At 67.3% G+C, this 18,140-nt stretch carries 14 protein-coding genes and 1 other RNA gene; 11 read left to right on the top strand and 4 right to left on the bottom strand.

Annotated features, from left to right (window positions below; genetic code table 11):
• Positions 1–7: 7 nt before the first annotated feature.
• Both ACFFJK_RS12585 and ACFFJK_RS12580 read right to left on the bottom strand, forming a co-directional pair.
• Positions 8–2,914, bottom strand: a complete 2,907-nt coding sequence (locus ACFFJK_RS12585) for a M16 family metallopeptidase (RefSeq protein ID WP_379679524.1) — start codon at positions 2,912–2,914, stop codon at positions 8–10.
• 93 nt (positions 2,915–3,007) lie between these two features.
• Positions 3,008–5,683, bottom strand: coding sequence for a two-component system response regulator (locus tag ACFFJK_RS12580; RefSeq protein WP_379679523.1), 2,676 nt, complete (start codon positions 5,681–5,683; stop codon positions 3,008–3,010).
• A 362-nt stretch (positions 5,684–6,045) separates the two neighbouring features.
• On the opposite strand from ACFFJK_RS12580, the gene ribBA reads away from it, so the two are divergent.
• The 3 genes from ribBA to nusB all read left to right on the top strand — a co-directional run bounded on the left by ribBA (position 6,046) and on the right by nusB (position 8,232).
• The gene (gene ribBA, locus ACFFJK_RS12575) at positions 6,046–7,152 is read left to right on the top strand and encodes a bifunctional 3,4-dihydroxy-2-butanone-4-phosphate synthase/GTP cyclohydrolase II (protein ID WP_379679521.1); all 1,107 of its coding nucleotides are present in this window, start codon (positions 6,046–6,048) and stop codon (positions 7,150–7,152) included.
• A 99-nt stretch (positions 7,153–7,251) separates the two neighbouring features.
• A complete protein-coding gene (gene ribH, locus ACFFJK_RS12570; RefSeq protein WP_379679520.1) occupies positions 7,252–7,731 on the top strand; it encodes a 6,7-dimethyl-8-ribityllumazine synthase in 480 nt (159 codons plus the stop codon).
• A 30-nt stretch (positions 7,732–7,761) separates the two neighbouring features.
• Positions 7,762–8,232, top strand: coding sequence for a transcription antitermination factor NusB (gene nusB / locus ACFFJK_RS12565; RefSeq protein WP_379679519.1), 471 nt, complete (start codon positions 7,762–7,764; stop codon positions 8,230–8,232).
• Positions 8,233–8,424: 192 nt separating this feature from the next.
• On the opposite strand, the gene ACFFJK_RS12560 is transcribed toward nusB, so the two are convergent.
• Positions 8,425–9,345 (bottom strand): transglycosylase SLT domain-containing protein, encoded by a 921-nt coding sequence (locus tag ACFFJK_RS12560; protein ID WP_379679518.1) that lies wholly within the window; start codon positions 9,343–9,345, stop codon positions 8,425–8,427.
• A 483-nt stretch (positions 9,346–9,828) separates the two neighbouring features.
• On the opposite strand from ACFFJK_RS12560, the gene ubiD reads away from it, so the two are divergent.
• From ubiD to ACFFJK_RS12520, 8 genes are all read left to right on the top strand, one after another.
• A complete protein-coding gene (gene ubiD, locus ACFFJK_RS12555; RefSeq protein WP_379679517.1) occupies positions 9,829–11,328 on the top strand; it encodes a 4-hydroxy-3-polyprenylbenzoate decarboxylase in 1,500 nt (499 codons plus the stop codon).
• Positions 11,329–11,431: 103 nt separating this feature from the next.
• Positions 11,432–12,118, top strand: a complete 687-nt coding sequence (locus ACFFJK_RS12550) for a type 1 glutamine amidotransferase domain-containing protein (protein WP_379679516.1) — start codon at positions 11,432–11,434, stop codon at positions 12,116–12,118.
• A gap of 99 nt (positions 12,119–12,217) precedes the next feature.
• An RNA gene (gene ffs, locus ACFFJK_RS12545) (signal recognition particle sRNA small type) lies at positions 12,218–12,316 on the top strand.
• Between the two features lie 184 nt (positions 12,317–12,500).
• Positions 12,501–14,648, top strand: coding sequence for a DNA polymerase III subunit gamma/tau (locus ACFFJK_RS12540; protein WP_379679514.1), 2,148 nt, complete (start codon positions 12,501–12,503; stop codon positions 14,646–14,648).
• Between the two features lie 58 nt (positions 14,649–14,706).
• Positions 14,707–15,033, top strand: a complete 327-nt coding sequence (locus ACFFJK_RS12535) for a YbaB/EbfC family nucleoid-associated protein (protein ID WP_379679513.1) — start codon at positions 14,707–14,709, stop codon at positions 15,031–15,033.
• 11 nt (positions 15,034–15,044) lie between these two features.
• Positions 15,045–15,635 (top strand): recombination mediator RecR, encoded by a 591-nt coding sequence (recR, locus tag ACFFJK_RS12530; RefSeq protein WP_379679511.1) that lies wholly within the window; start codon positions 15,045–15,047, stop codon positions 15,633–15,635.
• A gap of 104 nt (positions 15,636–15,739) precedes the next feature.
• Complete coding sequence (locus ACFFJK_RS12525; RefSeq protein WP_379679510.1) at positions 15,740–16,888, top strand: glycosyltransferase family 4 protein; 1,149 nt, start codon at positions 15,740–15,742, stop codon at positions 16,886–16,888.
• Positions 16,875–17,711 carry a DUF2334 domain-containing protein gene (locus ACFFJK_RS12520; RefSeq protein WP_379679509.1) on the top strand — a complete coding sequence of 279 codons (837 nt, stop codon included), beginning with the start codon at positions 16,875–16,877 and terminating at the stop codon, positions 17,709–17,711. Before ACFFJK_RS12525 ends, ACFFJK_RS12520 begins: the two co-directional genes overlap by 14 nt.
• Here the strand turns inward: ACFFJK_RS12520 and ACFFJK_RS12515 are convergent.
• A complete protein-coding gene (locus ACFFJK_RS12515; protein WP_379679508.1) occupies positions 17,702–17,989 on the bottom strand; it encodes a hypothetical protein in 288 nt (95 codons plus the stop codon). The genes ACFFJK_RS12520 and ACFFJK_RS12515 overlap by 10 nt on opposite strands.
• Positions 17,990–18,140 lie beyond the last annotated feature (151 nt).

The raw sequence follows: 18,140 nt of genomic DNA, 5'->3' as shown, positions 1-18,140 counted from the left end.
CTGCGGATCAACCGCCGGGCGCCGTTGCTTCGGCCTGCGTCGCCGCCACCGTCGCCGCCGGCTTCTCGGGATTGAGTACCACCTGCACGTAGTTCCGGTCGTTGAAGTAGCGCCGCGCCGCCGTGCGGATCTGCTCGGCCGTCAAGGCCTGCACCTGCTTCTCGATTTCCAGGATCGAGGCCGGATCGGTGCCTTCGCTCAGCGCCGTCTGCAGGTGGCCCAGCCAGTAGCCGTTCTCGCGCAGCGAGCGGCGGTGGTTCTGGATCCAGTTGCGCTTCACTTTCTCCAGGTCGGCCGCCAGCGGCCCCTGCGCCTGCAACTTCCCGATCTCGGCGAAGGTCGCCGCGATCACCTTGTCCACGTTCTCCGGACCGGTCGGCAGGGTCACGCCGATCGAGTAGTTCCCGTACGGGATCTTGCTCAGCACCCCGCTGGCGCCGCCGCCGTAGATCAATGCCATCTGCTCGCGCAGGACCTCGATGATGCGGATATTGGTCACTTCCAGCAGCGCCGACAGGCGCAGCTGCTCGGCTTCGGAGAACTCGGCCGGGCCGGTGAAGGTCAGCGAGATCGTGCTCTTCGGCTCGGAACCGCTGCGCACCTCCCGCTTGACCACGCCCGTCGCCGGGCGCAGGCCGACATCGCGGTAGGCCACCGGGATGTCGGGCGTCGGCAGGCTGCCGAGGTAGGTCGCCAGCAGCGGCTTGATCGCGGCCGCATCGAAACTGCCGACCAGGATGAAGGTCAGGTCGCGCGCAGAGGAGAAACGCTGGCGGAAGATCTCGATGCTGCGGTCGAGGTCGATCTGCTCGTACTCTTCCGCCTTGAGCGTGCGCGGGGCGCGCGGGTGGTTGTTGTAGAGCGCGGACATGACGGCGTCGCCGAAGCGCGCGCCCGGCTGTGCGGTCTGGTTGCGCGCCTGCTCGGCCTGCCTGCCGACGTAGGAGCGGAACAAGTCCTCGTCGCGGCGCACGCCGTGGAACTTCAGCCAGGTCAGCTGCAGCATGGTTTCGATGTCGGTCGCGCCGGAGGCGCCCACCACCACGTCGGTATAGTTCGCCAGGCCGACATTCACCTGCGCCGCCTTGCCGGCCAGGATCTTGCGCATGTCGAGCGGGGTGAACTCCTTGACGCCCATGCTGGCGACGATGGCGTTGGCAAAGCGGGCATTGAGGAGGTCCTGGTCGCCGAACAGGCTCTGGCCGCCGAAGCGGGCCGCGCTCATCAATACCTGGTCGTTGCGGAAGTCGGTCGGCTTGAGGATGACCTTGACGCCGTTGGACAGGGTCAGGCGGGTCAGCCCGAGGGCCTTGTCCTGTGACTGGGCGACGATCGTGCCGGGCTGCGGAAGGCGCTCCATCAGGCGCGCCGCCACGGCCTTTTCGTCGCGCGGCCGGAGTTCGGCGCGCTGGGCGGCGGCGACCGTGGCCAGCAGCTGCCGGCCGTCCGGCGTCTCGGGCCGGGTGACGCCCGTGTACAGCACCAGCTTGCCGGAGTCGGCTGGAATGGTGCGGCGTGCGTAGGCGTTCATCTCTTCCAGGGTGATGCCGGGTACCAGCTCCCTGACGTAGCGGTATTCGGTGTCGATGCCGGGAATCGCTTCCTGCTGCAGGAAGTTGCGGATGTATTCGGCCGCGTAGGTGCTCGAATCGCTCTTGGCGCGCTCGTTCCAGGCCTGCTCGTAGGTGCGCATCAGGTTCTTCTTGACCCGTTCGAGTTCCCCCTCGCTGAAGCCGTGGCGGCGCGCGCGCTCGTTCTCCTCGACCAGGGCGGTGAGGGCCGCTTCGGCGCCGCGCGGGCCGAGCGCGGCCGAGGCGTTGTAGGAGCGGTAGCGCGGCGTCAGCTTGCCGAGCGTGCTGCTGGCGCCCATGAAGGGCGGTTCGGGCTGCTGGGCTAGTTCCTGCAGGCGCTGGTTGAGCATGCCCGAGAACAGCGCCTGCACCAGGTCTTCGCGGTAGGCGCGGATGGTGCCGGCTTCGCGTACCGGCTGGACCGGGTAGCGGATCAGGACCGCGTTGCCGGTCGCTTCCTTGTCGGTGACCACCAGCGCCTCGGTTTCCTGGCGCGCCGGGATGTCGGCATAGGGGCGCGGGCGCGCGGGCTGCGGGTTCTTCAGTTTCGCGAAGTGCGCCTTCACCAGCCGTTCGGCGCGCGCCGGGTCGATGTCGCCGACCACCACCACCGCCATCAGGTCGGGGCGGTACCAGTCGCGATAGAAGCGCTTGACGGCCTCGGGCGTGAAGCTGCGCAGCACCTCCTCGGTGCCGATCGGCAGGCGTTCGGCATATTTCGAGCCGTTGAAGATCTTCGGCATGATCTGCTTGCTCATCCGGTCCGACGCGCCTTTGCCCAGGCGCAGCTCTTCGAGCACGATGCCGCGTTCCTTCTCGATGGCCTCGGGGTCGAAACGCAGGCCGTGGGCCCAGTCCTCGAGCACCTGGAAGGCCTTGTCCACGTGTTCCTGCCTGTCGGTCGGGATCGGCAGGATATAGACGGTTTCGTCGAACGAGGTATAGGCGTTCAGGTCGGCGCCGTAGCCCACGCCGATCGACTGCAGGTAGGAGACCAGTTCGTGCTTGCGGAAGTTGGTCGAGCCGTTGAAGGCCATGTGCTCCACGAAATGCGCCAGGCCGCGCTGGTCCTCGTCTTCGAGGATGGAGCCGGCCTTGACCACCAGGCGCAATTCCAGCTTGCGTTCCGGCCTGGCATTGCGCTGGATGTAATAGGTGAGCCCGTTGGCGAGCTTGCCGACCTTGACCTGAGGACCGACCGGAATCGGGGCGTCCAGGCGCAGCGCGGCGGCAGGGACGGCTGCTGGCGCGGCAGCCGGCGCGGCAGCACTTGCGGCGCCGGCCAGCGCACATGCAGACAACGCCGCTGCCAGGGCCAGGCCGCGCACGAGATGGTGACTCATTGATGATTCCTCAGTGGACGAGCAGGCATTCTACCGCGCACGGGAGCCGCGTACGCTTGCGACCGGGCGGGAACGGCCGGCGCGGCAGTGCGGTCACGGCGCGACCCGGGCCTTGGCCAGCAACTGCGCCATCTCGTGCGCCGGTACCGGCCGGCTGTACAGGTAACCCTGCATCACGTCGCAGCCGATCAGTCCGAGGGCGTCGCGCTGCCCGATCGTTTCCACCCCTTCGGCCACCACCGACAGCGACAGGCCCCGCGCCAGTGCGATGGTGGCCTGGGCGATGGCGGCGCTGCGCTGTTCGGTGGTGATGTTGCGGACGAAGGTCTGGTCGATCTTGAGCTTGTCGAGCGGGAAGCGCGACAGGTAGCCGAGCGAGGAGTAGCCGGTGCCGAAGTCGTCTAGCGACAGCGACACGCCCATCGCGCGCAGCTCGGCCATCTGCGCTTCGGCCGCGGCGCTGTCGCCCAGCACCACGCTTTCGGTCAGTTCCACTTCGAGATAGCGTGGAGCCAGCCCGCTGTCGGCCAGTGCCTGGCGCACCACGCCGCTCACGGAGCCGGCCTTGAACTGGCTGGCCGAGACGTTGACGGCCACCCGCACCGGCGGCAGGCCGGCGTCCTGCCAGGCCTTGTTCTGGAAACAAGCCTGGCGGATCACCCATTCCCCGATTGGGTGGATCAGGCCGGTATCCTCGGCCAACGGGATGAAGTCGCAGGGCGGGACCACGCCGATTTCCTCGCTGCGCCAGCGCAGCAGCGCTTCCATGCCCACCACGCTGCCGTCCGTGCGCGAAATCTGCGGCTGGTAATGCAGGGCCAGTTCGTTGCGCCCGATCGCACGGCGCAGGCGCGTTTCCAGCGCCAGCCAGCGCAGTGCCTGCGCGTTCATCTCGCCCTTGAAGAAGCGGAAGCCGTTGCGCCCGGCTTCCTTCATCTCCGACAGGGCGGCGTCGGCCGCCTTGAGCAGGTCGCCCGGGGCATTGCCGTCGCGCGGGAAGATGCTGATGCCGACGCTGCCGGTAACGACCACGTCGTGCCCGCTCACCGAATGGGGCTGGGCGATGGCATCGATCAGGCGGCGCGCGGCCAGGATGATGTCCTCGCTGTCGTGGCAACCGGTGAGCAGCAGCACGAATTCGTCGCCGGACAGGCGTGCCAGCGTATCGGTCGGGCCGGCGATGGCGCCCACGCGGCGCGCCACTTCGCGCAGCACGGCGTCGCCGGCGGCATGGCCAAGGCTGTCGTTGATGCGCGACAGGCGGTCGACATTGAACAGCAGCAGCGCGAGCTGGCCGTCGCCCTGGCGTGCGGCGGCGATCGCCTGCTGCAGGCGGTCGTTGAACAGCGAGCGGTTCGGCAGCTGGGTCAGCGCGTCGTGGTTCGACAGGAAGTCCAGCTGGTGGTGGGCGGCCTTCAGGGCGGAGAGGTCGGTCGACACCGACACATAGGCCGTCAGCTGGCCGGACTCGTCGCGCACCGCGCTGATGCTGGTGCGCTCGGGATAGACTTCGCCGTTCTTGCGGCGGTTCCAGATTTCGCCGCGCCACTGGCCGTCCTGTTCCAGGCAATTCCACATGCCGCGATAGAAGGCGGCGTCGTGCCGCCCGGAGCGCAGGATGCGCGGGTTCTTGCCGATCACTTCGGATTCGCGGAAACCCGTGATTTGCTCGAAGGCCGGGTTGACGGCGACGATGTTGGCCTCGGCATCGGTCATCATGATGCCTTCCCGGGTGCTGTCGAACACCTGGCGCGCCAGTTCCAGCCGGTGCTCGCTGTCGCGCAGCGCGGCATCGGCATCGGCGCGCGCCAGCGCTTCCAGCTGCAACTGGGCCGCGTGGCGCTGTACCGTCTCGTACAGGTTCAGGTTCTCGTAGGCTACCGCCAGCTGGGCGGCCAGCGCCGTGGCCCAGCGTTCTTCTTCGTCCGAGAAGGCCGGGGCGCCGGGCCGGCGCGCGCAATACAGCCAGCCGTGCGGATGCTGCAGGTCATGCACCTGCAAGCCGAGGAAGCTGCCGAGTCCCGGGTGACCGGAGGGCAGGGTGGCGAGCAGGTTGTCGCCTTCGCCCAGGCGCAGCGGCGCCCTGGCGCGCAGCAGCACGCCGGGCAGGCTGGATTCGTCGCACACGTGCGGGCCGAGGAGGGCAGGGTCGAGCGACCAGGCGTCGAGGTGGCGCACCTGGCGCTCGCTGCTGTCGAGCAGGCACAGGGCGGCGCAGTCGGCATGCAGGACGCGCCGCGCGGCGTCCAGGAACGAGGCGGCCAGCGTCTCGACGCGGCGCTCGCCGATCAGGGCCAGGCACATGCGTTCTAGTTCGGCCAGGCGCGCGGACAGGTCGAACGGCAGATCCCGCTCGCGTTCCTGCCGGCAGTGCTCGGCCGATAGCGGGGCGGATCCTGCGGCTATGCCGAGTTCGGCACTGACGGCTTCGAGGATCTGGTTCGCGTCGGCCGGCTTCGGCAACACGGTCGCCACGCCGCAGCGGGCGGCCATGGCCCGGGTATCGCGCTCGGCGTACACGGCCGAGAAGAAGATCACGCGGACGGTGCGCAGGTCAGGATCGTGGCGGATCTGCTGCACCAGCTCATAGCCGTCCATGGTCGGCATCAGGATGTCGGTAATGATCAGGTCGGGACGCTGCGCGCGCGCCAGCGCCAATGCCTGCGCGCCGTCCTCCGCCTCGACCAGGCGGTGACCGGTGTAGCCGAGCAGGGCGATCAGGAATGCGCGGTTGCTCGGCCGATCGTCGACAATCAGGATCTTCGCCATCAACAGGGCCTTCCCTCGGCGACGTAAGGAAAGCCGCCAAATGCGCAATGATGTGAAACTACCGGCATGGCAACTCCGAAGGATGGTCGGGTACCGCTTGGAAATAGCCCTGGCGACACCACCAACCGCGATGTGTTAATCATAATCGAGTCATGCGTGGGCACGCTGTTCATGTTGCGTGCAATGGCCACGGAGCTTAACAATTGCTTCGCGGCAAATATACGCGAATTGTTGCATGTTGCAACATAGCAACAGCCGTTGACGAATGCGCAGTCTCGTGCTCCGGCCGGACAGGCATGGACCCGGTTGAATGGCGGTAAATCCATTAAAATAGCGGATTACGCAAAACCCGAGGAATCCGTATGTCTATCTCCAGCACCGAGGAAATCGTTGCCGAATTGCGCGCAGGGCGCATGGTCATTCTTGTCGACGAAGAAGACCGCGAAAACGAGGGCGATCTGGTGCTTGCCGCCGATTTCGTCACCCCGGAAGCGATCAACTTCATGATCCGCCACGCGCGCGGCCTGGTCTGCCTGACGCTGACCGAGGAACGCTGCGACGAGCTGGCGCTGCCGATGATGACCTCGAAGAACGGCACCTCGTTCGGCACCAACTTCACGGTCTCGATCGAAGCGGCCGAGGGCGTGACCACCGGGATCTCGGCAGCCGACCGCGCGCGCACCATCCAGGTGGCCGTGAACAAGGGCACCACCCCGGACGACCTGGTGCAGCCGGGCCACATCTTCCCGCTGCGCGCCCAGAAGGGCGGCGTCCTGATGCGCGCCGGCCATACCGAAGCCGGCTGCGACCTGACCGAGATGGCCGGCCTGACCCCGGCCTCGGTGATCTGCGAGATCATCAAGGAAGACGGCACCATGGCGCGCCTGCCGGACCTGATCGAATTCGCCAGGGAGCACAACCTGAAGATCGGCACCATTGCCGACCTGATCCATTACCGCAGCCAGAACGAAAGCCTGGTCGAGCGCGTGGCCGAACGCCCGCTCAGCACCGTGCATGGCGAGTTCAAGCTGGTGGCCTTCCGCGACAAGCCGAGCGGCTCGGCGCACCTGGCGCTGGTGCACGGCGAGCTTGCGCCGGAAAAAGAAGCGCTGGTGCGCGTGCACCAGCCGGTGTCGATCCTTGATGTGCTGGGCAACTGCGCCAGCACCCACTCCTGGGACCTGGCCTCGGCCATGAAGGCGATCCAGGCCAGCGAGCGCGGCGCGATCGTGCTGCTGAACGCGGGCGAAACCGCCGACCAGCTGTTCGCCCAGTTCGCCCCGCGCGACACCAGCCCGAGGAGCAGCCGCGCGGCGTCGATGGACCTGCGTACCTACGGCATCGGCGCGCAGATCCTGCGCAACCTCGGCGTGGGCAAGATGCAGCTGCTGGCCAATCCGCGCAAGATGCCGTCGATGACTGGCTTCGACCTGGAAGTGACCGGCTACCTGCCGCAGCCTGCGGCCTGACATACAGTACGATGCGCCGGCACGGCGCGCCCGGCGTGGCGCGCCCGGATCCGCAACCACACTAATATAGAGAACACATACAGAAAGAAGAGGTCAGCCATGACGGTAGGAACTTTTGAAAGCAATCTGGCAGGCGAAGGCCTGCGCATCGGGATCGTGCAGGCCCGCTTCAACGCGGATATCGGCCACGGCCTGCTGTCGTCGTGCCTGGCGGAGCTCAAGCGCCTCGGCGTCGCGGACGAGGACATCCTGCACATCACCGTTCCGGGCGCCCTGGAAGTGCCGCTGGCGCTGCAGAAGATGGCCGAGACCCAGCAGTTCGACGCGCTGATCGCACTGGGTGCGGTGATCCGCGGCGAAACCTATCACTTCGAACTGGTGGCGAACGAGTCGGGCGCCGGCATCACGCGCATCGGCCTGGACTACGGCATGCCGATCGCCAACGCCATCCTGACCACCGAGAACGACGAGCAGGCCGAGGCCCGCATGGCCGAGAAGGGCGCCGACGCAGCCCGCGTGGCCGTCGAGATGTCGAACCTGCTGTTCGCGCTGGAAGAGCTGCAGGCCGAGGAAGAGTAAAAACAAGAACAAGAACAAGGAAGGAATCACATGACCGATAAAACCACGCACGCCAACCCGAGCAAGAACCGCACCCCGCGCCACCGCGCGCGAGAGTTCGCGCTGCAGGGCCTGTACCAATGGCTGCTGAACAATGAACCAGCCCGTACGGTGGTCGCCAACATCCGTGGCGCACACGGCTTCGACAAGGCGGACGGTGAGTACTTCGCCGACCTGCTCAACGGCGCCATCAGCACCTCGGTCGAGCTGCGCGAAAGCATCGCCCCGCTGATCGACCGCAACGTGGCCGAGCTGTCGCCGATCGAACACGGCGTGCTGCTGCTGGGCGCCTACGAACTGAAGAACCACCCGGAAATCCCGTACCGCGTCGTCATCAACGAAGCGGTCGAGCTGACCAAGTCCTTCGGCGGTATCGATGGGCACAAGTACGTCAACGGCGTGCTGGACAAGCTGGCCTCGAACCTGCGCCCGGACGAAGTAGCGGCCGACGCACGGCGCTGATCGCATCCCTCTATATATAGAGAGAGGAAGCCACCGTGGCATTGCCCGGTGGCTTTTGTTTTATTCGGCACCGAAAAATCGGATGGGTCGGCCGTACCGTTCACGCAACACGGGCCGCAGTCCGGAGCCGCAAAACCGGGCGGCAAAAAAAGCCACCGCAAGCGGTGGCCGATGAGGAGTGCGGTACGCGCCTCAGAGCGTGGCCAGCTTTTCCGCGGTGTGGCCTTCGGCCGGGGCGGCGGGCGCGGCCTGCGGTCCCTCGGCCGGGGCGGGGGCCGGGTCGCGCTTGACCACGATCGGCGCCGGTTGGCGCGGCGTGAAGGTCGGCACCTTTTGGCCCTGGGCGACCTGCCTCAGGCGGTGGTACTCGGCCAGCACCTTGTTGCCGTAGCCGGAGTCGGTTTCCAGGTCGGCGGCGCCGACGTAGGTCTTCAGGCCGCCTTCGATGGAGCCGGTGCGCTGCACGTAATCCTTCAGGATCAGGGCGCCCACCTTGATGTTGGCGACCGGATTCAGGGCGGCTTCCTGGCCGCCCACTTGCTCGAACTTGTCGTGATGGACCTTGGCCATGACCTGCATCAGGCCCTTGGCGCCCATCGGGCTTTCGGCGAACGGGTTCAGGCCCGATTCGATCGCCATCACGGCCAGGATCAGCAGCGGGTCGAGCTTGACCTCGTGCGCCGTGATGTAAGCGGTCGAGACCAGCATGTTGGCGGCATCGCTGGCGACGCGGTAGCGCTTGCTCAGCCAGGAGGTGACCCGTTGCTGTTGCTTGGTGTTGCCGAGCGCGGGGTGGGCGGCGGCGTGCTCCGTTTCGACGGCTTCGGTAACCGTCATGGCGACTGGCGCCGGCGCGACCGCGACGACCGGGGCGGTCATGGCAACGGCGGCGATTTCCGGCTGTGGATCCAGCAGTTCGGAGACGCGTTTGGCAGCGTCTTCGTTGGTATACAGCAGCGCGAGCGTTGCGACTGCCGAGAGACCGAAGATGGTCAGGGTGTTGCGTGCGGTGTTCAGCAGACCGCGAGCTGCTTTGCCCATGCCCGACCACGTGACCGGCTGGTTGGCCATGGATTGCACGAGCCTTGCGCTCGTGATGAAACGATTGATCATCGAATTCCCCTTGTCGCGGCAAAAAGGCTCCTGTCACGGCGCGTCAACATGAAGTTCGCGCTGTGTTCGGGCTATGTGCCGTGCATCAGAAATATCGTAGGTCGCCGCGTTGCGGCCGACTAACGCCGTCATTGCCTTGCTACAGCTGGCTGCTTAACACCCAGGCGGGCAGAACCAGTGGCTCAACAACTGTCTCGGGGGGATGGGCAGACGCCCAGTGAAAACACTCCTCAAAATGTCATGTGGGGCCCCGACCCCGTGAATGCATGAGAACAGCTAAAATCATGTCAGAAAGACTTGCCTGCCTCATCAAGTAGGACGGATTCTAGTGGCAGCTTTATACCAAGTCAACCCTAGCACAATCCGCTCTTATTACTTTTAGTTCTGATTTCCAAGATGAAATTTTCAAATGTCTTGCAAAATCAGCTACTTGGCATGGTGCCTTGAACAACCTTCTACGGTCGAGATAACGATCAAAACTTGATGAAATATTCAGATTTGCGGGACTTTATGGCTCAGCTCGAGCGAATGGGCGAGCTCAAGCATGTTGGCGTACCGGTGTCGCCCAACCTCGAGATGACGGAGATCTGCGACCGGACCCTGCGTGCCGAAGGTCCGGCGCTGCTGTTCCAGAAGCCCGTCGGCCCGGGCGGCGTTCCGCACACGATCCCGGTGCTGGGCAACCTGTTCGGCACGCCGCGCCGCGTCGCGCTCGGGATGGGGGCGGAAGACGTGGGCGAACTGCGGAAAATCGGTCACGTGCTCGCGCGCCTGAAGGAGCCGGAGCCGCCCAAGGGCTTCAAGGACATCATGGGCCTGGGTTCGCTGGTCAAGGCGGTCTGGGACATGGCGCCGAAAGAAGTGCGCGGCGCGCCCTGCCAGGAGATCGTCTGGGAAGGGCAGGACGTCGACCTGGCGCGCCTGCCGATCCAGCACTGCTGGCCGGGCGACGTGGCGCCCCTGATCACCTGGGGCCTGGTGATCACCAAGGGGCCGCACAAGAAACGCCAGAACCTGGGCATCTACCGCCAGCAGGTGCTGGGCCGGAACAAGGTCATCATGCGCTGGCTCGCGCACCGCGGCGGCGCGCTCGACTTCCGCGAGCATGCGCTGGCCAACCCGGGCAAGCCGTATCCGGTCGCGGTGGCGCTTGGCGCCGATCCGGCCACCATCCTGGGCGCCGTGACGCCGGTGCCGGACGCTTTGTCCGAATACCAGTTCGCCGGCCTGCTGCGCGGCCAGCGCACGGCGCTCACGAAAGCCATCGGCAGCGAGCTGCGCGTGCCGGCGTCCGCCGAGATCGTGCTGGAAGGGCATATCTACCCCGATGCGAACCACCCGTCCGGCTTCGAGCATGCGCTCGAGGGGCCGTACGGCGACCATACCGGCTACTACAACGAGCAGGACAGCTTCCCGGTCTTCACCATCGACCGCATCACGATGCGCCGCGACCCGATCTACCACTCGACCTACACCGGCAAACCGCCCGACGAACCGGCGGTGCTGGGCGTGGCGCTCAACGAGGTGTTCATCCCGCTGCTGCAGAAGCAGTTCAGCGAGATCACCGACTTCTACCTGCCGCCGGAAGGCTGCAGCTACCGCATGGCGGTGGTGCAGATGAAGAAGCAGTACGCGGGCCATGCCAAGCGCGTCATGTTCGGGGTGTGGAGTTTTCTCCGCCAGTTCATGTACACGAAGTTCATCGTGGTGGTGGACGAGGACGTGAACGTGCGCGACTGGAAGGAAGTGATCTGGGCGATCACGACGCGCGTCGACCCGACCCGCGACACGGTCATGGTCGACAACACGCCGATCGACTACCTCGACTTCGCCTCGCCGATCAGCGGCCTGGGCAGCAAGATGGGCATCGACGCCACCAACAAGTGGCCGGGCGAGACCAACCGCGAGTGGGGTACGCCGATCGCGATGACGCCGGAAGTAAAGGCGCGCGTCGACGGCATCTGGCAGCAGCTGGGCCTGTAGTCCGGCTTGTCGTCGGGTCGGTCGTGCGGGCGGCGTTGGCGTGCGTCGTCCGGGGCGCCGGGCGGGTAGACTGCGCCTTCGATCACGACGCATTGGAGGCCCGATGAACATCCTGATGGTGCTGACTTCGCACGACCGCCTTGGCGATACCGGCAAGAAGACCGGCTTCTGGCTGGAAGAGTTTGCCGCTCCCTATTATGTGTTCAGGGATGCCGGCGCGAGCGTCACCCTGGCTTCGCCGCTGGGCGGGCAGCCGCCGCTGGACCCGAAGAGCGACGAGCCCGACGCCCAGACCGAGGCGACCCGCCGCTTTCGCGCCGACCCGCAGGCACAGGAGGCGCTGGCGCGGACCGTCAAGCTGTCCGGTGTCGCCGCCGACGCATTCGACGCCGTGTTCTATCCCGGTGGCCACGGTCCGCTGTGGGACCTGGCCGAAGACGCGGCTTCGATCCGCCTGATCGAAGCCATGCTTGCCGCCGGCAAGCCGGTGGCGGCGGTGTGCCACGCACCGGGTGTGCTCGGGCGCGCCAAGGGCGCGGATGGCGCGCCGCTCGTCAAGGGCAAGCGCGTGACCGGCTTTGCCAACACCGAGGAAGCGGCCGTCGGCCTGACCGACGTGGTGCCCTTCCTGGTCGAGGACATGCTGGTGCAAAACGGTGGCCAGTACAGCAAGGCGGCGGACTGGCAGCCCTACGTCCTCACCGACGGCCTGCTCGTCACGGGGCAGAATCCGGCATCGTCCGAACCCGGCGCGCAGGCCCTGCTCGCGCTGCTGAAGGGCCGCGGTTAAGGCTGCGGGTAAGGGCGCAGGCAAGGGCGCAGGCAAGGGCAATAAAGGCCGCGGCAAGATCCGGCCCCAAAAACCGTGGGGTCGGGTATAATGATTGCTGGCGGGCCCCTGCGCATTGCGGCATGGTTTACCTGGTCAGGTCGGGAACGAAGCAGCCAAAGCCGTTCACCGCAAGTGCCGCAGATCAGGCTCGCCTCCTTATTCCCATCCTTTCCTTCCGTTTTTACCCGATTTCCCGGCGCGCAACAGCGGCGCTGCGGCATTGTCGTCCCAGGATGTCATCCCGAAACCGGCACGGTGCCGCGCCGGCGGCAAGGCAATGTTATTTCCAGGCACGCCGAGGATTGTTCGCGGCGACCGCCAACTGCGGTAAAATCCCGGCATGTCCTATCAAGTCCTCGCCCGCAAATACCGTCCCAAGAACTTCGACACGCTGGTTGGCCAGGAGCACGTCGTCCGTGCCCTGACCCATGCGTTGCGGACCGGCCGCCTGCACCACGCCTACCTGTTCACGGGCACGCGCGGGGTCGGCAAGACGACGCTGTCGCGCATCCTGGCCAAGTCGCTCAACTGCGTCGGGCCGGACGGGCAGGGCGGCATCACGGCCGAGCCGTGCGGCGCATGCGAAGCCTGCCGCGCGATCGATGCCGGGCGGTTCGTGGACTACATCGAGATGGACGCGGCGTCCAACCGCGGCGTCGACGAGATGGCCCAGCTGCTGGAACAGGCGGTCTATGCGCCGAGCAATGCGCGCTTCAAGGTCTACATGATCGACGAGGTGCACATGCTCACCAACCACGCGTTCAATGCGATGCTCAAGACGCTCGAGGAACCGCCGCCGCACGTCAAGTTCATCCTCGCGACCACCGACCCGCAGAAGATCCCGGTCACGGTGCTGTCGCGCTGCCTGCAGTTCAACCTCAAGCAGATGCCCCCGGGCCACATCGTCGGCCACCTCGAGAACATCCTCGGCCAGGAAGGCGTGAGCTTCGAGCAGCCGGCCCTGCGCCTGCTGGCGCAAGGCGCCCACGGCTCGATGCGCGACGCGCTGTCGCTGACCGACCAGGCGATCGCCTATGCCGCCGGCCAGGTCACGCTCGACGCGGTGCAGGGCATGCTGGGCGCGCTCGACCAGTCCTACCTGGTGCGCCTGCTCGACGCGCTGCTGGCCCAGGACGGCGCCGACCTGATGGCGGTGGCCGACGAGATGGCCAGCCGCAGCCTGTCGTACAACGGCGCGCTGCAGGATCTCGGCACCCTGCTGCACCGGATCGCGCTGGCGCAGTCGGTGCCGTCGGCGGTGCCGCAAGACCTTCCCGAACTGGCCGACATCCTGCGCCTGGCGCAGGCCTTCGATCCCCAGGAAGTGCAGCTTTACTACCAGATCGCGGTCCACGGCCGTAACGAGCTCGGCTTGGCGCCGGACGAGTACGCCGGCTTTACCATGACCCTGCTGCGCATGCTGGCCTTCCGTCCGGGACAGGGTGGCGCCGAGGCGCCGGCCGTGGCCGCACCGAACGCGGCGTCGGCAGGCACCGCGGCACCGGCCGCACGCTCGGCCGCGGTCGCCGCCGCCAGCCATGCGGCGGTCGCACCGGGCCGTCCGGCAGCCGCTGCCCCGGCCCCGGCAGCCGCACCGGTGCGCGGGCCGGCGGCTGCCGCTTCCTCCGGACCTGCGCCGGCAATGACCTCGGCCCGCGCCGCGATCAACGCCGCGCTGGAAGCGGCGCGCGCCGCTTCGGGGCGCAACGGCGGCGGCGGCGCCAAGCCGCGTCCGGAAGTAGCTGCACCTGCACCCGCACCAGCGCCCGCACCGGCGTCCGCGCCGGCAGCGCTGCCGCCTGCGGCGCCGGGCCCGTCGGCCAGCATGGGTGCGGCACCTGCGGCGCAAGCTGCGCCTGGCGCCGCACCGCCATGGGAGCAATCCGCGCCGCGCGCAGCCGCCCAGCAGCAGCCGCAGGCGCGCATGCAGCAGGCGCCTGCGGACGACGAGCCGCCGTCCTGGGTCACCGAATTTTCCGACGACACGGCCGTCGCCGCCGATGCCCCGGCCGCGGTGACCGCGCCCGCGCCGGCGGCGATGCGCGCCCCGGCCGCGCCGCCGCACGCCTACGTTGTCACCCCGGTGCCGGCCATCGGCTGGGACGGCAACTGGCCGGCGCTGGCCGCCGGCCTGCCGCTGCGCGGCGTGGCCCAGCAGCTCGCCTTGCAGACCGAACTGATCGACTGCGTGGCCCACGAGCAGGCCGCGACTTTCCGCCTGCGCGTGCCGGTCGACACCTTGCGCGTCAGCGGCAACAGCGAGAAGCTGAGCGCCGCACTGCAGGAACATTTCCCTTCGGTGCGCATCACGCTCGACACCGAAATCGGCCCGGTCTGGTACACGGCCGCCGCCGAGGCCAAGGCCGCGCGCGAGGAGCGCCAGCGCCAGGCCGAAGCCCTGGTCGCCGCCGACCCGTTCGTGCAGGCCATGGAAAGCACCTTCGGCGCCTTCGTCGTACCCGGCTCGGTGAAGCCGGCCGCGGCTTGAACAGGCCGATGATCGCGCCATTTGATAACCCATCCGGAACTTTTTGGAGAAACCGACCATGATGAAAAACCAGCTCGCAGGCTTGATGAAACAGGCGCAAGCCATGCAGGACAACATGAAGAAGGCGCAGGAGCAGCTGGCTCAGATCGAAGTCGAAGGCCAGTCGGGCGCTGGCATGGTCAAGGTGGTGATGACCTGCAAGAACGACGTCAAGCGCGTCACCATCGATCCGTCGCTGCTGGGCGATGACCGCGACATGCTGGAAGACCTGGTCGCCGCCGCGTTCAACGACGCCGTGCGCAAGGCCGAAGCCACCGCCGCCGAGAAGATGAGCGGCCTGACCGCCGGCATGCCGCTGCCGCCGGGCTTCAAGATGCCGTTCTGACGGGAGCCCACATGTCCAGGTCGCTCGACTTCCTGACCGAGGCCTTGCGGCGCTTGCCGGGCATCGGTCCGAAGTCGGCGCAACGCATGGCCTTCCACCTGCTGCAGCATGACCGCGAGGGCGCGGCCATGCTGTCGCGCGCGCTCTACCAGGCCGTGGACACCGTGCACCACTGCGCCATGTGCAATACCTTCGCCGATACCGAAGTGTGCGAGCTGTGCGCCGACGACACCCGCGACCGGGCCTTGCTGTGCGTCGTCGAAACGCCTGCCGACCAGATGATGATCGAGCAGACGATGACCTTCAAGGGTTTGTACTTCGTGCTGATGGGGCGGCTGTCGCCGCTCGACGGCATCGGTCCCCGCGACCTCCACCTCGACAAGCTCGTCGGACGCGCCACGGATGGCGTCGTCGACGAAGTCGTGCTGGCGACCAATTTCACCAACGAGGGCGAAGCCACCGCCCACTACATCAGCGAGATGCTGAAAGCGCGCGGCCTGAAAGTCAGCCGGCTGGCGCGCGGCGTGCCCGTTGGCGGCGAGCTCGAGTATGTCGATGCCGGCACGATAGCGCGCGCCATGCTCGATCGCCGCAGCGCATAATCCCTGTCACGACAACCGGAAGCAGGTTCCGCGGATGCCTGTGCGTGCGCGCAAGCCTGGCTGGCGGACCGCTGCTATCTTGGGATTTTCAGCGGACCCCCTACATGCATCTCGTCGACATCACGATGTTCTACGCTGCCGAGGGAGGTGGCGTCAGTACCTACCTGAACGCGAAGGCGCGCTGGCTGTCGCGCTACGGGTGGGCGCGGCATACCATCTTCAGCCCCAACGTCAGCGCCGATCCTGCCGACCGTTCCGGCCCGGCCTCACTTGTGCAGGTGCCGGCGGTATCGCTGCCCGGCATCAACGGCTACCGCATGCCGGTTTCCGTCGCCGCGGCGGTGCGCCTGCTGCGCGCGGCCCGGCCCGACCTGGTCGAGGCAGGCGATGCCGGCCACTGCGCCTGGGCGGCGCTGCGCCTGCGCCAGCGGCTCGGCATTCCCGCCATCGCGTTCTACCATTCCGACCTGCCGCGGCTGCTGCGGAACCGCTTCGGCAACGCCGTCTCGCACGGCAGCTGCAAGTACCTGGCGCACCTGTACCGGGAGTTCGACACCGTGCTGGCGCCGAGCCGGCTCATGGTGCACCAACTGGCCGACATGGGCGTGGCCCACGCGCTGCACCAACCGCTGGGCATCGACAGCGACACCTTCCACCCGAGCCGGCGCTGCGACACCTTGCGCGCCGAGCTCGGCCTGCCCGCGCACACGCGCCTGCTGGTGTACGCGGGACGCTTCACCGCCGACAAGAAGCTGCCCGTGCTGATCGAGGCCGTGCGCAAGCTCGGCCACCCCTACCACCTGCTGCTGGTCGGGGGGGGCAATCCACTGCCGCATCACCCGCAACTGAGCTTCATGCCGTTCAAGCGCAGCCAGCGCGAGCTGGCCGCCGTGCTGGCAAGCTGCGACGTGCTGGTGCATCCGGGCGACTGCGAGACCTTCGGCCTGATCGTGCTCGAGGCCATGGCTTGCGGCCTGCCGGTGGTCGGGACGAACGGCGGCGGGGTGGCCGAACTGGTCGACGAGCAGACCGGCCTGCTCGCGCGTCCCGACGACGTCGACAGCCTGGCCGGCGCCATCGAGGCGATCTACGGACGCGACATGGCGCAGCTTGGCGCCAATGCGCGCCGCAAGGCCCATGAACAATATGACTGGAGCCAGATCTTCCCCCAACTGATGCACCGCTACGGCAGCCTGCTGGCTTCGCGGCCGGACAAGCACCACATGATGGAGCACATCTGTGTCACGGACTGAGCAGCCGTCCGGCACCCGGCGTGATGACGCGCGCATCATGCATGGCGGCGGGGCGTTGTGCGTCTCGATCCACGACGTGGCGCCAGCCACGTGGGACGAGTGCGCCCGGCTCGCGCAGGCCATCCGCGAGGTCGCCGATATCCCGCTGACCTGGCTGGTCGTCCCGCATTACCATCGTGCGGGCGGCGAGCAGGGGCGGATGGAAGCCGGCCTCGAACGTGCGCTCGGCCGCGGCGACGAGCTCGCGCTCCATGGGTTCACCCATCTCGACACGGCGCCGCGGGGGGGCGGGCTGAGCGAACGCTTCCTGCGCGGAACCTACAGCCATGAAGGGGAGTTCGCCGCCTTGCCGGCAGATGAGGCAGCCCGCCGCATCCAGCTCGGGCTCGACTGGTTCGCCGAGCGTGGCTGGCCGGTGCGCGGCTTCGTTCCCCCGGCCTGGCTGCTGGGCGAGGGCAGCTGGAAGGCCTTGCGCGCCTTCGATTTCGACTACACCACGACCTTCGAGCGTTTTCACCTGCTGCACAGCGGCGCCGCCGTGGTGTCGCCATCGCTCGTCTATGCCGCACGCAACCGCAGCGGGCGCCTGCTGTCGCCGTGGCTGGCCGGCGCGCTGGCGCTGGCGCTGGCGCCCCGGCCCCTGATCCGCCTGAGCCTGCATCCGCCGGACGTGCGCCATCCGCGGCTGCTGCACCATGCGCAGGCCACGGTCGAGCGCCTCGTCTCCACGCGTTCCGCCTTGACGAAAGCCGACTTTGCGCGGCGGCTACTCGCCAGCGCGGAGAAGGGGCCGGCTGCTGCCGGCGCCGCGCTTTACCAGTAAGGCCCCCAATAGCCGCCGTGCCAGCGGCGCGACCCCCAGCCGCCATACACCGCGGGTGCATTGCCGATCTGGCGCAACTCTTCGCGGGTACTGAGCTGCAGTACGCAGTTGCGCCATTGGTCGCTGTTCTGCGGGTAACCGAGCTGGGAGCAGGCAGGGCCGTACACAGTCATCAGCTGCGCCATTTCGGCCTGCATGCGGGCGGCACGCTCCTGCGGCGTGCTGCATGCCGCCAGGCCGAGCGCCAGGATACACATCACCACCTTCGACATTCGCATCATTGCCTCCTTTGTTCGCCGTCCTGGCGATCCATGTCCAGCAAAACGGCCGGTTCGGCCGCCCGTGCGGGCAATGGCAACCGGCTCCAGGCTGCGCATCGTTGCCGCACGCTTTCGACTGTATACCTCTGGCAGCGCGCGTTCAACAGCG

The organism is Massilia consociata (genome assembly GCF_042432755.1).
Taxonomy (GTDB): Bacteria; Pseudomonadota; Gammaproteobacteria; order Burkholderiales; family Burkholderiaceae_D; genus Telluria; species Telluria consociata.
The sequence above is the reverse complement of the archived record's forward strand: the minus strand, read 5'-3'. Positions and strand labels throughout refer to the sequence as shown.